Consider the following 16544-nt stretch of genomic DNA (forward strand, 5'->3'; position numbering starts at 1 on the left):
CCGTACCGGCGGTAACGGAAGTCAACGCCCCTGCGGGAGCCGGCGCGCGCGGTCCTAGGCCCCCTCCTTCAGCACCCTCGTGATCAACTCCCTTTGCTCCTCGGTGAGTCGGGGGTCGGCCACGTGGACCGTGCGGCCGTCGACCGTGATCTCGTAGGCGAAGCCGTCCGGGACCCCCGCCGGCGGCGTCGAGCCGCCGGAGGCCAGGACGCGTTCGGCCAGGGCCTGCCACTCCTGGGCGTCCGGCCGGGCCGAGGTGTCCACCTCGGCCCGGCGCTCGATGCCCGCGAATCCGCCTGTGCGCCGTACCTGAATACGCATGGGAGCCTGTCTAGTACGGAACTACAGCGTCCGCACCCCGACCTGCTCCCAGGCCTTCTGCACGGCCTCCAGCTCGTCGCCGGCGCCGTACCGCTCGCGCGCCGCCTTCACGGTCAGCCTGGCGAAGTCCGCGAACTGGGCCTGCTGCTGGAGCTCCCCGCCGGTCAGCACGTCGTACCAGACCTGCCCGGCCTTCTCCCACGAGTGGCCGCCCATGGCGGTGGCGACCAGGTAGAACGCGTGGTTGGGGATGCCGGAGTTGATGTGCACGCCGCCGTTGTCGCGGCCGGTGCGGACGTAGTGCTCCATGGTCGCCGGCTGCGGGTCCTTGCCGAGGTTCGGGTCGTCGTACGCCGTGCCCGGCGCCTTCATCGAGCGCAGGGCCGTGCCGTGCACGCCCGGGGCGAGCAGGCCGGCGCCGATCAGCCAGTCGGCCTCGGCGGCGGTCTGGCCGAGGCCGTACTGCTTGATCAGCGACCCGAAGACGTCGGACAGCGACTCGTTGAGCGCGCCGGGCTGGCCGAAGTAGGTGAGGTTGGCGGTGTGCTGGGTGACGCCGTGGGTCAGCTCGTGGCCGATGACGTCGACCGGGATGGTGAAGTCCAGGAAGATCTCGCCGTCCCCGTCGCCGAACACCATCTGCTCGCCGTTCCAGAAGGCGTTGTCGTAGTCGGTGCCGAAGTGCACGCTGGCGTCCAGCGGCATGCCCGCGCCGTCGATGGAGTCGCGGCCGTACGCCTTCCGGTACAGGTCGAAGGTGGCGCCGAGACCCGCGTAGGCGCGGTTCACCGAGGCGTCCGCGCCCGGCTCGGAGCCCTCCTCGCGGACCTTGGCGCCGGGCAGGTCCTGCCGGTGGCGGGCGTCGTAGACGGTGCGGTGCGGCCGGCCGGCGGCGGCGCCGGCCGGCGGGGCGACGGCGGGTGCGCCGAGCACCGTGGTCAGGCGGCGCTTGGTGCGCTGGTAGGCGTCGTGCTCCAGGGACCGGCGGGCGGGACCGGAGAGCGCGGAGTCGCCGGACCGCGCGAGCCGGTCGAGGACGTGCGGCGGGACGATCGTGCAGAAGACGGGCTCGAAGCCCCCGTTGGTGGTCATACCCGGCACCATCGCACTGTGTGACAGCACTGTCACTACTCGCGACCATGATTGGTGAAATACCCGGACATCCGTCGTCGCGCTGCGTCACGGAGTGGTAAGCGATCGGGACCGCCGAGTGAGATCGCACGCTTTTCGTCCGATTGATCCCGGCGGTCCCGCATACTGGGACAGGCCCGCGCATCCGGTGCGGCTCGGCTAGGCTGCGGAGCATCATGCGTTTCGGGCTGCTTCTCCTTAGCTGCCGCGGCGAGGGCCTGTAGAGGCCGACTCCCTCCCCGCGGAGCTCTGGCGTTGCGTCGTCGGCCGTCCACTCGGACATCCGGACACCCTGAGGAGCCCACGCATCATGGCCAACCGCCAGCAGCCCAGTTCCATGCCGATCCACAAGTACGGCCGGTACGAGCAGGTCGACATCCCGGACCGCACCTGGCCGGACAAGCGAGTCACCGTCGCCCCCCGCTGGCTCTCCACCGACCTGCGCGACGGCAACCAGGCCCTGATCGACCCCATGTCCCCCGAGCGCAAGCGCCGCATGTTCGACCAGCTGGTGGCGATGGGCTACAAGGAGATCGAGGTCGGCTTCCCCGCCTCCGGCCAGACCGACTTCGACTTCGTGCGCTCGATCATCGAGGAAGAGGGCGCGATCCCCGAGGACGTGACGATCTCCGTCCTGACCCAGGCCCGCGAGGACCTGATCGAGCGGACCGTGGAGTCCCTGAAGGGCGCACGGCGGGCCACCGTCCACCTGTACAACGCGACCGCCCCGGTCTTCCGCCGGGTCGTCTTCCGCGGCTCCAAGGACGACATCAAGCAGATCGCCGTCGACGGCACCCGCCTGGTGATGGAGTACGCCGAGAAACTGCTGGGCCCCGAGACCGAGTTCGGCTACCAGTACTCCCCGGAGATCTTCACCGACACCGAACTGGACTTCGCGCTGGAGGTCTGCGAGGCGGTGATGGACGTCTACCAGCCCGGCCCGGGCCGCGAGATCATCCTCAACCTGCCCGCCACCGTGGAGCGTTCGACCCCGTCCACGCACGCCGACCGGTTCGAGTGGATGCACCGCAACCTGTCCAGGCGCGAGTACGTCTGCCTGTCCGTCCACCCGCACAACGACCGCGGCACGGCCGTGGCGGCCGCCGAACTGGCCGTGATGGCCGGCGCCGACCGCGTCGAGGGCTGCCTCTTCGGCCAGGGCGAGCGCACCGGCAACGTCGACCTGGTCACCCTGGGCATGAACCTGTTCTCGCAGGGCGTCGACCCGCAGATCGACTTCTCCGACATCGACGAGATCCGTCGCACGTGGGAGTACTGCAACCAGATGGAGGTCCACCCGCGCCACCCGTACGTGGGCGACCTGGTCTACACGTCCTTCTCCGGCTCCCACCAGGACGCCATCAAGAAGGGCTTCGACGCCATGGAGGCCGACGCGAAGGCCAAGGGCGTCAGCGTCGACGACATCGAGTGGGCGGTGCCGTACCTGCCGATCGACCCCAAGGACGTCGGCCGCTCCTACGAGGCCGTCATCCGGGTCAACTCGCAGTCCGGCAAGGGCGGCATCTCCTACGTCCTGAAGAACGACCACAAGCTGGACCTGCCGCGCCGCATGCAGATCGAGTTCTCCCGGCTCATCCAGGCCAAGACGGACGCCGAGGGCGGCGAGATCACGCCGAGGGACATCTGGGCCGTCTTCCAGGACGAGTACCTGCCGAACCCGCAGAACCCGTGGGGCCGCATCCAGGTCCGCACGGGCCAGTCGACCACGGACACCGACGGCGTGGACACGCTGACCGTGGAGGCGACCGTCGACGGCGAGGACACCGTCCTGACCGGCTCGGGCAACGGCCCGATCTCCGCCTTCTTCGACGCCCTGCAGTCCATCGGCGTCGACGTACGCCTGCTGGACTACCAGGAGCACACGATGAGCGAGGGCGCCTCCGCGCAGGCCGCCTCCTACATCGAGTGCGCGATCGGCGACAAGGTCCTGTGGGGCATCGGCATCGACGCGAACACGACGCGTGCGTCGCTGAAGGCCGTCGTCTCCGCGGTGAACCGCTCGGCCCGCTGACCGCTCTGACCGGGTCTTTCGGGGCCCCGGCCGCCGTACCGGGCGGCCGGGGCCACCGTCGTTTCCCGGCCATCGCGCGCACCAGGTCACGGAAAGGTCTCGTACGGGGTACTGACTCAGCCTCCGGGATGTGGCTAACATCACGCCAGCGCTGCGATGTTGCCGCGCGGTTACGGAGGTGCGACGTGCTGCCAGTACGGGGACGAGACGGCCGTGCCGCCAGGGCTGCGCGCATCCTGGGCACCCGCACCGCGTGGACACCCGTCGGCGACGGCGAGTTCTACTGCCCGGGCTGCGGGGGCGACCGCAACTACCAGCGGCTCTCCGGCCGCCGCCGCCTCACCCTGCTCGGTGTGCCGCTGCTGCCGCGCGGCGCCGCCGGACCGGTCGTGGAGTGCGCCGCCTGCGGCCACCACTACGGCACCGATGTCCTCGACCACCCCACCACCCGCCGCTTCTCCGCGATGCTCCGCGACGCCGTGCACACCGTCGCCCTCGCCGTCCTCGCCGCGGGCGGCACCTCCTCCCGCACCGTCCTGGAGACGGCCGCCGGCACCGTCCGCGCCGCCGGCTTCCAGGACTGCACCGAGGACCGGCTGGCCGCCCTGGTCGAGGCGCTCGCCGCCGACACCGGCCGGGTCCTCGGCGGACCGTGCGGCGCGGGCCTCGCCATAGAGCTGCACGAGGCCCTGGACCCGCTCGCCCCGCACCTCGCCCCAGCCGGCCGCGAGTCCCTGTTCCTCGACGCCGCCCGCATCGCCCTGGCCGACGGCCCCTACACCCCCGCCGAACGCGACGCGCTCACCACCGTCGGCGCGGCCCTCACCATCTGCGCCGACGACGTCGGCAGGCTGCTGGCCGCCGCCCGGACGCCGTCCTGACCCGCCCGGTCCCGCCACCGCGCCCCGGCCGGTGATCGCGGGGAGCATGGGGGCGTGACCCCGCTGAGCCGCGCCCTCGCCGTAGCCACCGCGCTCCTCGCCCCGCTCGCCGCCGTGCAGCCCGCCCGGCCCGCGTCCGGCTGCCTGTCCTCGGTGCCGTACACCGCGGGGGAGGGCGGCTACGACGCCTACCGCATCCCGGCCGCCGTCGTCACCCGGCGCGGAACCGTGCTGGCCTTCGCCGAGGGCCGGCACGACGGCGCGGGCGACAGCGGCGACATCGACGTCGTGCTGCGCCGCTCCGCCGACGGCGGCTGCACCTGGGGGAAGCTCACCGTGGTGGCCGCCGGGCAGGGCGACACCCGGGGCAACCCGGCCCCCGTCGTCGACCCGCGCACCGGCGCGGTCGTCCTCGTCACCTCGTTCAACGCCGGCTCGGTCAACGAGGCGCGGATCATGCGCGGCGAGGCCGCCCCCGGACAGGGCCGCCGGGTGTTCGTGCAGCGCAGCCGGGACGACGGCCGCCGCTTCACGACCCCGCGGGACATCACGGCCGCGGTGAAGCCGCCGCACTGGCGCTGGTACGCGACCGGTCCCGGCCACGCCCTTGCCCTGACCCGCGGCCCGCACGCCGGCCGCCTGCTCGTGCCCGCCGACCACTCCACCGCGCCGCCGCCCGGCTCACCCGGCACCGGCCAGGAGCCCCGGTACTACGGCGCCCACGCCCTCTACAGCGACGACGGGGGCCGCACCTGGCGGCTCGGTTTCGCGGACGACGGCCACGACGGCGTGACCAACGCCAACGAGACCGGCGCCGCCCAACTCCCGGACGGACGGCTGTACTTCTCCTCGCGCGACCAGCACGGCAGCGGGCCCGGCCACCGCCTCGACGCCTTCTCCAGCGACGCGGGCGCGACCCTGGACGCCCCGTTCGCCGTGCAGAGCACGCTGAACGACGTCCCGGTGGTCCAGGGCAGCGTCCTGCAACCGCCCGGCGCGCACGCCCCGTTGCTGTTCTCCGCGCCCTCCGTGCCCACCGCCCGCCGGGCGATGGCCCTGTGGCGCAGCACCGACGGCGGACGGACCTTCAGCAGGGCGCTCACCCTGTCCGGCCGGCCCGCCGCCTACTCCGACCTCGTCCCGCTCGGCGCGGAAACGGCCGGGCTGCTGTACGAGACCGGGACGAACGGGCCGTACGAGAGGATCGAGTTCCGGCGGCTGCCGGCGCGGACGACGCGCTGACCGGCCGGCGGCCGCGGGGGTGTCAGCGGCGGTCGAGGGCCGCGCCCAGGGCGGCCTTCGCCGCGACCGCGCCCAGCGTGCCCGCGCCGAAGGAGACCGAGCCCTCGCCGGTCACCTGGGTGGCGGTGCCCGGGAGCGCCCACACCGAGCCGGCGCCCGCGTTCTCCCCCCGGGGCCCCGGCGTACAGCTCCGCCCGGCCGTCGCCGTCGGTGTCGGCCGTCCGCACGGCCCGGCCGTACCGGTCGCCCTTCTCGGCGGTGCCCGGCACCGACGCGGAGTTCTGGGTGAAGGTCCTCCCGCCCGTCGCGCTGAGGCCCTTGGCGCCGCCCAGCAGCACGGTCACCGAACCGGCGTCGGCCACGCTCCCGACTCCCTCCCCGGGCGCGCCCACCGCGAGGTCGAGGCGCCCGTCGCCGTTGACGTCGCCGAGCGAGACGCCGGCGCCGAAGTCGTCCCGCTCCTCGGCGGCACCCGGCACGCCGGCCGTGTCCTGGATCGCCCCGGACCACCCGGGGACTGCAGGCTGGACACTCGGAACGGTCAGGTCCCCGGAGGTGAGGAGCGCTGTTCTCATCTTCCTTGGGACTCCCGCACATGGGGGCCCCGCCCCTACAGCAGCCCCGCCCCCGTCAGCAGCTTGCTCACCCGGGCCACCTCGTCGCCCGACAGCTGCACCTGGGGTTCGGCCGTCGCCGGGCAGTCGATGACTCCGCGCAGGTGCAGGGCAGCCTTGAAGGCGCCCAGGGCCGAGGAGCTCGCGCCCATCCGTGCCGGGTCGCCGGCCCCGACGATGCCGAACAGCGCGCACAGCCGCTCCTGTTCGGCCCGGGCGCCCTCCCAGTCGCCCGCCCGGCACAGCCGGTAGAGCCGGACGTACCCGTGCGGGTCCACGTTGGCCAGCCCCGGCACCACCCCGTCGGCGCCCAGCGCCAGCGCGGCGTCCGCGATCAGCTCGGAGCCGGTCAGCACGCCGAACCCGGCGTGGGCGCGGGCCCCGGTGACGACCTCCCGGAACGCGGCCAGATCCCCGCTGGAGTCCTTCAGGCCGGCCAGCACCCCGTCGGCGGCCAGACCCAGCACCAGCTCGGCGGGGAGTCTGGTGTGCACGGCGACCGGGATGTCGTAGGCGATCACCGGGACCGGGCTGGCGGCGGCGATCCGGCGGTAGTGGTGGACGATCTCGGCGGGGTGGGTGCGGGCGTAGAAGGGGGCGGTGACGACGACGGCCTGCGCCCCCGCCGCACAGACCTCCCGGACGTGCTCCAGGACCCGCGGAGTGGTCATGTCGATGGCCCCGGCGATGACGGGGAGCCGGCCTCCGGCATGGCCCGCGACCGCCTCCACCACCTGCCGGCGCTGGCGGTCCGTCAGGAAGGCCGCCTCCGAGGTCGAACCGAGCACGAAGAGCCCGTGCACCCCGCCCGCCATCAGGTGGTCCACCAGTCTCAGCAGCGAGGGCACGTCCACCTCGCGCTCCGGTGTCAGCGGGGTGCAGACGGGCGGGACGACACCGGTGAGCGGGGCGGGGAAGGTCATTCACGGCTCCTGGCGGGCTGGGTCGCGGACCGGCCGGTCCACCTGCACAGGATGGTGGCAGCGGCGGCGGTGTCCGTGCCGCGACGCGGCCGCGCGATCCGGCGTCGAGAGCGAGTCGGACCCCGCAGCGGCACCGGCGGGCACGGAACCGGCCCCGCCGGAGCCGCCCCGAGCGGCACCGGCGGGCGCGGCACCGCTCCGCCGGAGGCGGCCGGACCGGCGGCGGGCGGCACGGCCTCGACGCGTACGGCGGGCGGCGCCGAGGGCAGACTCCGGCCGAGTGTAGACACGCTGGGCCACCAGTGGCATGCGATGAGTGAAATTGCCGGTGGCAGGGGAACCACCGGAAGTGGACGCGATGAATCTCCCGGTCGGCTCCTGCGCCGTCGACACCCGTACCGGACGTCTCGGCATCGTCATGGGGCACGAGGGGCCGTACGTACAGCTGCGGCCCTACGGCGGCGGCCGGGAGTGGGACTGCGATCCGCGGGCCGTCCGCGAGGCCACCCCCGGCGAGCAGCTCCACGCCGTGGCGGCCCACGCCGACGCGCGCGGGCGGAGGACGCGGGGGCCGGTGGCCTGAACCGCCGCCCGCGGGCCCGGCGGCCCGTGCGGGCGGGCAGAATGGAGCCATGAGTCTGTTCCGCGACGACGGCATCGTCCTGCGGACCCAGAAGCTCGGCGAAGCGGATCGCATCATCACGCTGCTCACCCGCGGGCACGGCCGGGTACGGGCCGTGGCCAGGGGTGTGCGTCGGACGAAGTCGAAGTTCGGGGCCCGGCTGGAGCCCTTCTCCCATGTCGACGTGCAGTTCTTCGCACGCGGCAGCGAGCTGGTCGGACGCGGGCTGCCGCTGTGCACGCAGAGCGAGACCATCGCGCCCTACGGCGGAGGGATCGTCACCGACTACGCTCGGTACACCGCGGGCACCGCCATGCTGGAGACGGCCGAGCGGTTCACCGACCACGAGGGCGAACCGGCCGTCCAGCAGTACCTGCTGCTGGTCGGCGGGCTGCGCACCCTGGCCCGCGGCGAGCACGCCCCGCACCTCGTCCTGGACGCCTTCCTGCTGCGCTCGCTCGCCGTCAACGGCTACGCCCCCAGCTTCGGCGACTGCGCGAAGTGCGGGATGCCCGGCCCGAACCGGTTCTTTTCGGTGGCCTCCGGCGGTTCGGTCTGCGCCGACTGCCGGGTGCCGGGCAGCGTCGTGCCCTCCCCGCAGACCCTGGTGCTGCTCGGCGCGCTGCTTACGGGAGACTGGGAGACGGCGGACGCGTGCGAGCCGCGCCACGTCCGGGAGGGCAGCGGGCTGGTGTCCGCGTATCTGCACTGGCACCTGGAGCGCGGGCTGCGCTCGCTCAGGTACGTCGAGAAGTAAGCGCGAGAAGAGCTAGAGGGAGTCGAGGAGCACATGGTCGTACGCGGGATCCTGGGAAGCCGGCGCCGCGAGTACAGGGCGCCGGAGCCGCACCCGTCCGGTGCCCGCGCGCCGAAGCTCCCGGGCGAGCTGGTACCGAACCACGTGGCGATCGTCATGGACGGCAACGGCCGCTGGGCCAAGGAGCGGGGGCTGCCCCGCACCGAGGGGCACAAGGTCGGCGCCGAGCGGGTGCTAGACGTGCTGCAGGGCTCGGTCGAGATCGGCGTCCGCAACATCTCCCTGTACGCCTTCTCCACCGAGAACTGGAAGCGCTCGCCCGAAGAGGTCCGCTTCCTGATGAACTTCAACCGCGACTTCATCCGCAGGACCCGCGACCAGCTCGACGCGCTGGGCATCCGGGTGCGCTGGGTGGGCCGTATGCCCAGGCTGTGGAAGTCGGTGGCCAAGGAGCTCCAGGTCGCCCAGGAGCAGACCAAGGACAACGACCTGCTCACCCTGTACTTCTGCATGAACTACGGCGGCCGGGCGGAGATCGCCGACGCCGCGAAGCGGCTCGCCGAGGACGTGAAGGCGGGCCGGCTCGACCCGTCCAAGGTCAACGAGAAGACCGTCCAGAAGTACATGTACTACCCGGACATGCCGGACGTCGACCTCTTCCTGCGCCCCAGCGGCGAGCAGCGCACCTCCAACTACCTGCTCTGGCAGAGCGCCTACGCGGAGATGGTCTTCCAGGACGTGCTGTGGCCCGACTTCGACCGCCGTGACCTGTGGCGGGCCTGCGTCGAGTTCGCCTCCCGCGACCGCCGCTTCGGCGGCGCGATCCCGAACGAGGAGCTGCTGGCCATGGAAGGCCGTACCGAGGAGGACTGACGGCGGCCGCCGTCGCACCGGGCGGCGGCGGCAAGCGCGGCGGGGCGGGGATCCCCGGGCCGCCCGCCCCGCCTGCCCGCCGTACGCCCGTACGGCTCCCGGTCAGCCGCCGGAGACCGTCGCGCAGTCCGCGCAGGTGCCGAAGATCTCCACCGTGTGGGCCACGTTCACGAAGCCGTGCTCGGCCGCGATGGCCTCGGCCCACTTCTCCACCGCCGGGCCCTCGACCTCGACCGCCCTGCCGCAGGTGCGGCAGACCAGGTGGTGGTGGTGTTCGCCGGTGGAGCAGCGGCGGTAGACGGACTCGCCCTCGGAGGTGCGCAGGACGTCGACCTCGCCGGCCTCGGCGAGGGACTGCAGCGTGCGGTAGACGGTGGTGAGCCCGACGGAGTCGCCCTTGTGCTTGAGCATGTCGTGCAGGTCCTGCGCGCTGCGGAACTCGTCGACCTCGTCCAGGGCCGCCGCCACGGCGGCACGCTGCCGGGTGGCCCGGCCCTTCACGGGCGGTCCAGCGGTCGTCACCGGTTGCCTCCTCGTCTCGCGTCTGCCCGGGCCATTGTGCCAGCCCGGGTCGCCCGCGGTCAGACGCCGACGCCGTCCCCGGCCGCCCGTCCGGCCGGAATCGAGCACTCCGCGGGATCCCCGGCCGGCCTCGCCGCGGCCGCCGCGCGGGCGCGCCGGCGGGCCAGCGGAGCGGCGGCCGCGGTCAGCGCGACGAACGCGGCGATGGTCAGCAGCACGATCGTCGCGCCGGGCGGCACGTCCTGGTAGAACGACGTGATCGTGCCGCCGATCGTGACCGTGACGCCGAGCGCGACGGCGATCGCGAAGGTCGCCGCGAAGCTGCGGGTGAGCTGCTGGGCGGCGGCGACCGGCACCACCATGAGCGCGGAGACCAGGATCAGTCCGACCACCCGCATGGCGACCGTCACCGTGACCGCCGCGGTGACCGCGGTGAGCAGGTTCAGCGCGCGCACCGGCAGCCCGGTGACCCGGGCGAACTCCTCGTCCTGGCTGACCGCGAAGAGCTGGCGGCGCAGGCCCAGGGTGACCAGGACCACGAAGGCGGCCAGCACCATGATCGTGGTGACGTCCGAGGGGGAGACCGTCGACAGCGAGCCGAACAGGTACGAGGTCAGGTTGGCGTTGGAGCCGCCCGGCGCGATGTTGACGAACATCACGCCGCCCGCCATGCCGCCGTAGAAGAGCATGGCGAGCGCGATGTCGCCGCGTGTCCTGCCGTACCAGCGGATCAGCTCCATCAGGACCGAGCCGAGCACCGAGACGGCCGTGGCCATCCACACCGGGGAGGCGTTCAGCAGGAAGCCGAGGCCGACACCGGTCATCGCCACGTGGCCGATGCCGTCGCCCATCAGGGGCTGGCGGCGCTGGACGAGGAAGATGCCGATCGCGGGGGCGGTGACGCCGACCAGGACGGCCGCGAGGAGCGCCCGCTGCATGAAGGCGTAGTTCAGGAATTCCATCAGCTCAGCAGTCCTGTGCGGGTCGGTCCGGCGCCCGCGGGCGCGTGCGGGTGTACGTGGTCGTGGCCGGGCAGGGCGTGCTGTCCCACGGCCTCGGGCGGCGGGCCGTCGTGCAGCACGCAGCCGTCGCGCAGGACGACCGCCCGGTCGATCAGGGGCTCCAGCGGGCCCAGTTCGTGCAGCACGAGCAGCACCGTGGTGCCCTGGGCGACCTGCTCGCGCAGGGTCGCGGCCAGCACCTCCTGGCTGGCCAGGTCGACGCCGGCCATCGGCTCGTCCATGATCAGCAGCTCGGGCTCGGCGACCAGGGCGCGGGCGATCAGCACCCGCTGGTGCTGGCCGCCGGAGAGGGCGTCCACCGGGTCCCCGGCGCGGTCCGCCATGCCGACCAGCTCCAGGGCGTGGCGCACGGCCTCCCGGTCGGCCCTGCGGAACAGGCCGAAGCGGGTGCGGGAGAGCCGGCCCGAGGAGACGACCTCGGTCACCGTCGCCGGCACTCCGCCGGCGGCCGTGGTGCGCTGCGGTACGTAGCCCACGCGCGCCCAGTCGCGGAAGGCGCGGCGGGGGGTGCCGAACAGCTCGATCGTGCCGCTGGCGGCCGGTACCTGGCCGATGATCGTGCGGATCGCCGTGGACTTGCCGGAGCCGTTGGCGCCGAGCAGCGCGACCACCTCGCCGCGGTGCACGGTGAGGTCGATGCCGCGCAGCACGGGACGTGCGCCGAGTTCGGCGGTCACCTTGCGCAGCGCTATGACGGGTTCGCCCATGATCTGGTCCTCCGTGCCGGTCACTTGGCGCCCAGGGCCCGCTGGAGCGCCTTGAGGTTGGCCTCCTGGACCGAGAAGTAGTCGGTGCCGCGGGACTTGGAGGTGATGCCCTCCAGCGGGTCCAGGACGTCGGTCCGCAGGCCCGCGTCGTGCGCGACGGTCTTCGCGGTCCGGTCGCTGACGAGCGTCTCGTAGAAGACGGTGGAGACGCCGTCGGCCCCGGCCATCCGCTGCAGGTCCCTGATCCGCGCGGCGCTGGGCTCGGACTCGGGGTCCAGGCCGCTGATGGCCTCTTCGGTGAGCCGGTAGCGCTCGGCGAGGTAGCCGAAGGCGGCGTGGGTGGTGATGAAGGTCCGGGTCTGCGTGTTCGCCAGGCCTTCCTCGAACCGCGTGTCCAGGGCGTCCAGCTTCTTCACCAGGGCCGCGGTGTTCTTCCGGTAGTCGGCCGCGTGGTCCGGGTCGGCCTTCTCGAAGGCCCGGCCGACGCCCTCGGCGACCTGGGCGTAGCGCACCGGGTCGAGCCAGATGTGCGGGTCCTTGCCGCCGGGCTCCTCGCCCTCGTGCGTGTCGTGCCCGGCCGCGTGGCCGCCGACCTCGTCGCCGTGCTGTTCCAGGGTGGTCAGCGAGGCCGCGTCGATCTTGGTGCGCACCGGGGACTGGGCCACCGCGTCGTCCACGCTCGGCTGCAGGCCCTTCAGGTACAGCACGGCGTCGGACTGTTCGAGCCCGCCGATCTGCCTCGGGCTGATCTCCAGGTCGTGCGGCTCCTGGCCGGGCGAGGTGAGCGTGGTGACGTGGACGTGGCCGCCGCCTATCCGCTCGGCCAGGAAGGTCATCGGGTAGAACGACGCGACGACGTCGAACCTGTCCGTGCCGCCCGCGGCGGCACTGCCGGTGGAGCAGGCGGTGAGGGCCGTCAGGCCCAGCGCGGCGGCGACCGCGAGCGCGGGTGCGGACGTGCCTGTTCGGGAGGACGCGCGGCGTCGACGTTCGTTCATGACAGTCATTTTCAACAAACATGGAAACCGTTGTCAACAAGGTCCCGCAGATGCCGCGGACAGGGGGCCGATTTGGCCGATGGGGAGCCTGCGCCGGTAACCTGAATCATTCGCTGGAAGCATCTCGCTTCAACGCCCGTCGTCGTAATGAAGAGAGCACCGTGGCCGCCGACAAGATCGACACCATCGTCAGCCTGAGCAAGCGCCGTGGCTTCGTTTTCCCCTGCAGTGAGATCTACGGCGGACAGCGTGCCGCCTGGGACTACGGACCGCTGGGTGTCGAGCTCAAGGAGAACATCAAGCGTCAGTGGTGGCGCTACATGGTGACGTCGCGCGAGGACGTGGTCGGTATCGACTCGTCCGTCATCCTGGCCCCCGAGGTCTGGGTCGCCTCCGGCCACGTCGCCACGTTCACGGACCCGCTGACCGAGTGCACCTCGTGTCACAAGCGGTTCCGCGCCGACCACCTCGAGGAGGCGTACGAGGAGAAGAAGGGCCACGCCCCGGCGAACGGCCTCGCCGACATCAACTGCCCGAACTGCGGCAACAAGGGCCAGTTCACCGAGCCCAAGCAGTTCTCGGGCCTGCTGTCGACGCACCTCGGCCCGACCCAGGACTCCGGGTCCGTCGCCTACCTGCGCCCCGAGACCGCCCAGGGCATCTTCACCAACTTCGCCCAGGTGCAGACCACCTCGCGCCGCAAGCCGCCGTTCGGCATCGCCCAGATGGGCAAGTCGTTCCGCAACGAGATCACGCCGGGCAACTTCATCTTCCGCACCCGCGAGTTCGAGCAGATGGAGATGGAGTTCTTCGTCAAGCCGGGCGAGGACGAGAAGTGGCAGGAGTACTGGATGGAGCAGCGCTGGAACTGGTACACGGGCCTCGGCCTGCGTACCGAGAACATGCGCTGGTACGAGCACCCGAAGGAGAAGCTCTCCCACTACTCCAAGCGCACAGCCGACATCGAGTACCGCTTCCAGTTCGGCGGCAGCGAGTGGGGTGAGCTCGAGGGCGTCGCCAACCGCACCGACTACGACCTCGGCGCCCACTCCAAGGCCTCCGGCCAGGACCTCTCCTACTTCGACCAGGAGGCCGGGGAGCGCTGGACGCCGTACGTCATCGAGCCCGCGGCGGGCGTCGGCCGCGCCATGCTGGCCTTCCTGCTCGACGCCTACGTCGAGGACGAGGCGCCCAACGCCAAGGGCAAGATGGAGAAGCGCACGGTGCTGCGCCTCGACCACCGCCTCGCGCCGGTGAAGGTCGCCGTGCTCCCGCTGTCCCGCAACCCGGAGCTGTCGCCGAAGGCCAAGGGTCTCGCCCAGGCGCTGCGGCAGAACTGGAACATCGAGTTCGACGACGCGGGCGCCATCGGCCGCCGCTACCGCCGTCAGGACGAGATCGGCACGCCGTTCTGCGTGACGGTCGACTTCGACACGCTCGACGACAACGCGGTGACCGTGCGCGAGCGCGACACCATGAAGCAGGAGCGCGTGTCCCTGGACCAGATCGAGGGCTACCTGGCCCAGCGTCTCGTGGGCTGCTGACGCCCGCGGCGCACGCACCTCGACGCCCGCGCCCCGGCCGGTTCCACCGGCCGGGGCGCGGGCGTCGCGCCGTTCAGGGCGACCAGGGGCTCAACGCCCCTGCAGCGAACGGACGTTGTCGCCGAACGTCCAGTTCTTCGCGCCGTCCCAGTTGAGCGACCAGGTCATCAGGCCCTTGAGCGAGGTGCCGTAGTGCCGCCAGGCCTGGGAGACCAGGGACGGGGACATGTAGCCGCCGCCCGCGCCCGGCTGGGCCGGCAGGCCGGGGACCTGCTTGTCGTACGGCACCCTGATCGTCGTGCCCTGCACCACCAGGCCCTTGTCCAGGCAGTCGGTCTGCGCGGTGAAGCCCGCCACCGTGCCCGCCGAGTAGGAGTCGCCGGAACAGCCGTACATGCTGCCGTTGTAGTACTGCATGTTCAGCCACCACAGCCGGCCGTTGTCCGCGTACTTCTTGACGATCGGCAGGTACGCGCCCCAGATCGAGCCGTAGGTGACGCTGCCTCCCGTGACGTACGCGGTCTCCGGGGCCATCGTCAGACCGAAGTTGGACGGCATCCGGGCCAGCACCCCGTCGATGATGCGGATCAGGTTGGCCTGGGACGTGGAGAGCTGGTTGATGTTCCCGCCGCCCACCAGGCCGGTCTCGATGTCGATGTCGATGCCGTCGAAGTTGTACTTCTGCAGGATCGGCACGATGGTCGCGACGAACCGGTCGGCGACCGCGCTGGAGGAGAGGTCGATGCCGGCGGCGGCGCCCCCGATGGAGAGCAGGATCGTCTGCCCGGAGGCCTTGGCGGCGCACATCTCGGCGGGCGTGGCCACCTTCACGCCGCTGTCCATGCCGTCCTCCCACAGCGCCGTGCCGTCCGCGCGGATGACCGGGAAGGCCGCGTTGACCACGTTGTAGCCGTGCGCGGGTATGCGGGAGTCGTTGATCGGGGTCCAGCCGAAGGGCGGGTGGACGCCGTTGGCGGAGCCGTCCCAGTTCTCCCAGTAGCCCTGGAGCACCTTTCCGGCCGGCCGTGACTTCACCGCGCAGGTGTCGGCTGCGGAGGCGGTCGGGGCGGTGGCGATGGCGAGCGGGGCGAGGACGGCGGTGGTGAGCGCGGCGGTGAGCAGTCGCAGCGTGCGGCGGAGCATCCGGAGCCTCCCGGTGGGGGTGCGGTGAGGTGTCGTAGCCATGACAGTCCTCTGGTCCAGACTTTTCGTCAATAGGTCTGGACCAATCCGGGGAGGGGTCCGTGAGATGGGGATGCGGGGGAGGTGTGCGGTGGGTGACAACTATGGAATGACAGATATTGAAATCTGTCATTCGTCATGGCAAGGTGGAGACATGACGATGCGAACCCGAAACCTCGGCACCACCGGCCCCCAGGTCTCCGCCCTCGGCCTCGGCTGCATGGGCATGTCCGCGCTGTACGGCGACACCGACCGGGCCGAGTCCATCGCGACCGTCCACGCCGCCCTGGACGCGGGCGTGACCCTGCTGGACACCGGCGACTTCTACGCCATGGGCCACAACGAGATGCTGGTCGGCGAGGCCCTGCGCGCCGCCTCGCCGGCCGCCCGGGAGAAGGCGCTGGTCAGCGTGAAGTTCGGCGCCCTGCGCGACCCGGAGGGCAACTGGACCGGCTACGACGGCCGGCCCGCCGCCGTGAAGAACTTCGCCGCCTACTCCCTGCAGCGCCTCGGCGTGGACCACATCGACGTCTACCGGCTCGCCCGGCTCGACCCGGACGTCCCGATCGAGGAGACAGTCGGCGCCATCGCCGAGCTGATCGAGAAGGGGTACGTCCGGCACGTCGGCCTGAGCGAGGTCGGCGCCGAGACGATCCGCCGGGCCGCCGCCACCGCGCCCGTGGCGGACCTCCAGATCGAGTACTCGCTGATCTCGCGGGGCATCGAGCGGGAGATCCTGCCGGTCACCCGGGAGCTCGGCATCGCCGTCACCGCCTACGGCGTGCTCTCCCGCGGCCTGATCTCCGGCCACTTCACCCGTGACCGGCAGCTCGCCCCGGGCGACTTCCGCTCCTTCTCGCCCCGCTTCCAGGGCGAGAACCTCCAGCACAACCTGAACCTGGTCGAGGCGCTGCGCAAGATCGCCGAGCAGAAGGGCGTCACCGTCGCGCAGATCGCCATCGCCTGGGTGCTCTCGCGCGGCGAGGACATCGTGCCGCTCGTCGGCGCCCGCACCCGCGAGCGGCTCACCGAGTCCCTGGGCGCGCTGGACGTGACCCTGGACGAGGCCGACCTCGCGGCGGTCGAGGAGGCCGTCCCGGCGGACGCGGCGGCGGGCGACCGCTACCCGAGCGCGCAGATGGCACACCTCGACAGCGAGCGCTGATCCCGCTC

At 72.1% G+C, this 16544-nt stretch carries 17 protein-coding genes and 1 pseudogene; 8 read left to right on the forward strand and 10 right to left on the reverse strand.

Translation table 11 applies throughout. The annotated features are described in order from the left end of the window. Positions 1-54: 54 nt before the first annotated feature. Positions 55-321: a protealysin inhibitor emfourin gene (locus tag ACFQ9Z_RS04800; protein WP_383010713.1), complete on the reverse strand. Its 267-nt coding sequence runs from the start codon at positions 319-321 to the stop codon at positions 55-57. A gap of 21 nt (positions 322-342) precedes the next feature. Further along, on the reverse strand, positions 343-1413 hold the full coding sequence (locus tag ACFQ9Z_RS04805; protein ID WP_383010716.1) for a M4 family metallopeptidase: 1071 nt from the start codon (positions 1411-1413) through the stop codon (positions 343-345). A 349-nt stretch (positions 1414-1762) separates the two neighbouring features. Between ACFQ9Z_RS04805 and leuA the strand changes: the two genes are divergently transcribed. The 3 genes from leuA to ACFQ9Z_RS04820 all read left to right on the forward strand — a co-directional run bounded on the left by leuA (position 1763) and on the right by ACFQ9Z_RS04820 (position 5607). Then, positions 1763-3484 carry a 2-isopropylmalate synthase gene (gene leuA / locus ACFQ9Z_RS04810; RefSeq protein WP_383010718.1) on the forward strand — a complete coding sequence of 574 codons (1722 nt, stop codon included), beginning with the start codon at positions 1763-1765 and terminating at the stop codon, positions 3482-3484. 185 nt (positions 3485-3669) lie between these two features. Next, the gene (locus ACFQ9Z_RS04815; RefSeq protein WP_383010720.1) at positions 3670-4365 is read left to right on the forward strand and encodes a TerB family tellurite resistance protein; all 696 of its coding nucleotides are present in this window, start codon (positions 3670-3672) and stop codon (positions 4363-4365) included. A 54-nt stretch (positions 4366-4419) separates the two neighbouring features. After that, the gene (locus ACFQ9Z_RS04820; protein ID WP_383010723.1) at positions 4420-5607 is read left to right on the forward strand and encodes an exo-alpha-sialidase; all 1188 of its coding nucleotides are present in this window, start codon (positions 4420-4422) and stop codon (positions 5605-5607) included. Between the two features lie 22 nt (positions 5608-5629). Here the strand turns inward: ACFQ9Z_RS04820 and ACFQ9Z_RS04825 are convergent, their stop codons facing one another. From ACFQ9Z_RS04825 to ACFQ9Z_RS04835, 3 genes and pseudogenes are all read right to left on the reverse strand, one after another. Further along, complete coding sequence (locus tag ACFQ9Z_RS04825) at positions 5630-5752, reverse strand: hypothetical protein (protein ID WP_383011873.1); 123 nt, start codon at positions 5750-5752, stop codon at positions 5630-5632. Positions 5753-5804: 52 nt separating this feature from the next. Then, positions 5805-6182: pseudogene (locus ACFQ9Z_RS04830) on the reverse strand (FG-GAP repeat protein); the annotation flags it as partial. Positions 6183-6217: 35 nt separating this feature from the next. Next, positions 6218-7144, reverse strand: a complete 927-nt coding sequence (locus tag ACFQ9Z_RS04835; protein ID WP_383010725.1) for a dihydrodipicolinate synthase family protein — start codon at positions 7142-7144, stop codon at positions 6218-6220. 358 nt (positions 7145-7502) lie between these two features. On the opposite strand from ACFQ9Z_RS04835, the gene ACFQ9Z_RS04840 reads away from it, so the two are divergent. Genes ACFQ9Z_RS04840 through ACFQ9Z_RS04850 form a run of 3 tightly spaced genes read left to right on the forward strand, consistent with a single transcriptional unit; the run spans position 7503 to position 9396 of the window. Next, positions 7503-7727 (forward strand): hypothetical protein, encoded by a 225-nt coding sequence (locus ACFQ9Z_RS04840; protein ID WP_383010727.1) that lies wholly within the window; start codon positions 7503-7505, stop codon positions 7725-7727. Between the two features lie 49 nt (positions 7728-7776). Then, the gene (gene recO, locus ACFQ9Z_RS04845; RefSeq protein WP_143632103.1) at positions 7777-8523 is read left to right on the forward strand and encodes a DNA repair protein RecO; all 747 of its coding nucleotides are present in this window, start codon (positions 7777-7779) and stop codon (positions 8521-8523) included. A 33-nt stretch (positions 8524-8556) separates the two neighbouring features. Then, on the forward strand, positions 8557-9396 hold the full coding sequence (locus tag ACFQ9Z_RS04850) for an isoprenyl transferase (protein ID WP_383010730.1): 840 nt from the start codon (positions 8557-8559) through the stop codon (positions 9394-9396). A 102-nt stretch (positions 9397-9498) separates the two neighbouring features. On the opposite strand, the gene ACFQ9Z_RS04855 is transcribed toward ACFQ9Z_RS04850, so the two are convergent. The 4 genes from ACFQ9Z_RS04855 to ACFQ9Z_RS04870 are packed head-to-tail and all read right to left on the reverse strand — an operon-like array spanning position 9499 to position 12645. Further along, positions 9499-9918, reverse strand: coding sequence for a Fur family transcriptional regulator (locus tag ACFQ9Z_RS04855; protein ID WP_383010733.1), 420 nt, complete (start codon positions 9916-9918; stop codon positions 9499-9501). Positions 9919-9977: 59 nt separating this feature from the next. Beyond that, entirely contained in the window at positions 9978-10880 is a 903-nt protein-coding gene (locus tag ACFQ9Z_RS04860) for a metal ABC transporter permease (RefSeq protein WP_383010735.1), read from the reverse strand. After that, positions 10880-11647, reverse strand: coding sequence for a metal ABC transporter ATP-binding protein (locus tag ACFQ9Z_RS04865; RefSeq protein ID WP_383010737.1), 768 nt, complete (start codon positions 11645-11647; stop codon positions 10880-10882). The genes ACFQ9Z_RS04860 and ACFQ9Z_RS04865 overlap by 1 nt, the downstream gene beginning before the upstream one ends. Before the next feature lie 20 nt (positions 11648-11667). Further along, positions 11668-12645: a metal ABC transporter substrate-binding protein gene (locus tag ACFQ9Z_RS04870; protein ID WP_383010739.1), complete on the reverse strand. Its 978-nt coding sequence runs from the start codon at positions 12643-12645 to the stop codon at positions 11668-11670. Positions 12646-12806: 161 nt separating this feature from the next. On the opposite strand from ACFQ9Z_RS04870, the gene ACFQ9Z_RS04875 reads away from it, so the two are divergent. Beyond that, positions 12807-14189 carry a glycine--tRNA ligase gene (locus tag ACFQ9Z_RS04875; protein WP_383010741.1) on the forward strand — a complete coding sequence of 461 codons (1383 nt, stop codon included), beginning with the start codon at positions 12807-12809 and terminating at the stop codon, positions 14187-14189. A gap of 90 nt (positions 14190-14279) precedes the next feature. Here ACFQ9Z_RS04875 and ACFQ9Z_RS04880 read toward each other — a convergent pair whose 3' ends face one another. Then, positions 14280-15332: a chitinase gene (locus ACFQ9Z_RS04880; RefSeq protein ID WP_383011815.1), complete on the reverse strand. Its 1053-nt coding sequence runs from the start codon at positions 15330-15332 to the stop codon at positions 14280-14282. A gap of 193 nt (positions 15333-15525) precedes the next feature. Between ACFQ9Z_RS04880 and ACFQ9Z_RS04885 the strand changes: the two genes are divergently transcribed. Then, positions 15526-16536, forward strand: coding sequence for an aldo/keto reductase (locus ACFQ9Z_RS04885; RefSeq protein ID WP_383010743.1), 1011 nt, complete (start codon positions 15526-15528; stop codon positions 16534-16536). Positions 16537-16544 lie beyond the last annotated feature (8 nt).

It is taken from the genome of Streptomyces sp. NPDC056580, assembly GCF_042793175.1.
Classification (GTDB): Bacteria; Actinomycetota; Actinomycetes; order Streptomycetales; family Streptomycetaceae; genus Streptomyces.

Excerpts from the sequence above, each read along its gene's own strand:
- ACFQ9Z_RS04860 (WP_383010735.1), bottom strand. The coding sequence starts at position 10,880 with ATGGAATTCCTGAACTACGCCTTCATGCAGCGGGCGCTCCTCGCGGCC.
- ACFQ9Z_RS04870 (WP_383010739.1), bottom strand. The coding sequence starts at position 12,645 with ATGAACGAACGTCGACGCCGCGCGTCCTCCCGAACAGGCACGTCCGCA.
- ACFQ9Z_RS04835 (WP_383010725.1), bottom strand. The coding sequence starts at position 7,144 with ATGACCTTCCCCGCCCCGCTCACCGGTGTCGTCCCGCCCGTCTGCACC.
- ACFQ9Z_RS04885 (WP_383010743.1), top strand. The coding sequence starts at position 15,526 with ATGACGATGCGAACCCGAAACCTCGGCACCACCGGCCCCCAGGTCTCC.
- ACFQ9Z_RS04865 (WP_383010737.1), bottom strand. The coding sequence starts at position 11,647 with ATGGGCGAACCCGTCATAGCGCTGCGCAAGGTGACCGCCGAACTCGGC.
- ACFQ9Z_RS04840 (WP_383010727.1), top strand. The coding sequence starts at position 7,503 with ATGAATCTCCCGGTCGGCTCCTGCGCCGTCGACACCCGTACCGGACGT.
- ACFQ9Z_RS04850 (WP_383010730.1), top strand. The coding sequence starts at position 8,557 with ATGGTCGTACGCGGGATCCTGGGAAGCCGGCGCCGCGAGTACAGGGCG.
- ACFQ9Z_RS04880 (WP_383011815.1), bottom strand. The coding sequence starts at position 15,332 with ATGCTCCGCCGCACGCTGCGACTGCTCACCGCCGCGCTCACCACCGCC.
- ACFQ9Z_RS04800 (WP_383010713.1), bottom strand. The coding sequence starts at position 321 with ATGCGTATTCAGGTACGGCGCACAGGCGGATTCGCGGGCATCGAGCGC.
- recO (WP_143632103.1), top strand. The coding sequence starts at position 7,777 with ATGAGTCTGTTCCGCGACGACGGCATCGTCCTGCGGACCCAGAAGCTC.
- leuA (WP_383010718.1), top strand. The coding sequence starts at position 1,763 with ATGGCCAACCGCCAGCAGCCCAGTTCCATGCCGATCCACAAGTACGGC.
- ACFQ9Z_RS04805 (WP_383010716.1), bottom strand. The coding sequence starts at position 1,413 with ATGACCACCAACGGGGGCTTCGAGCCCGTCTTCTGCACGATCGTCCCG.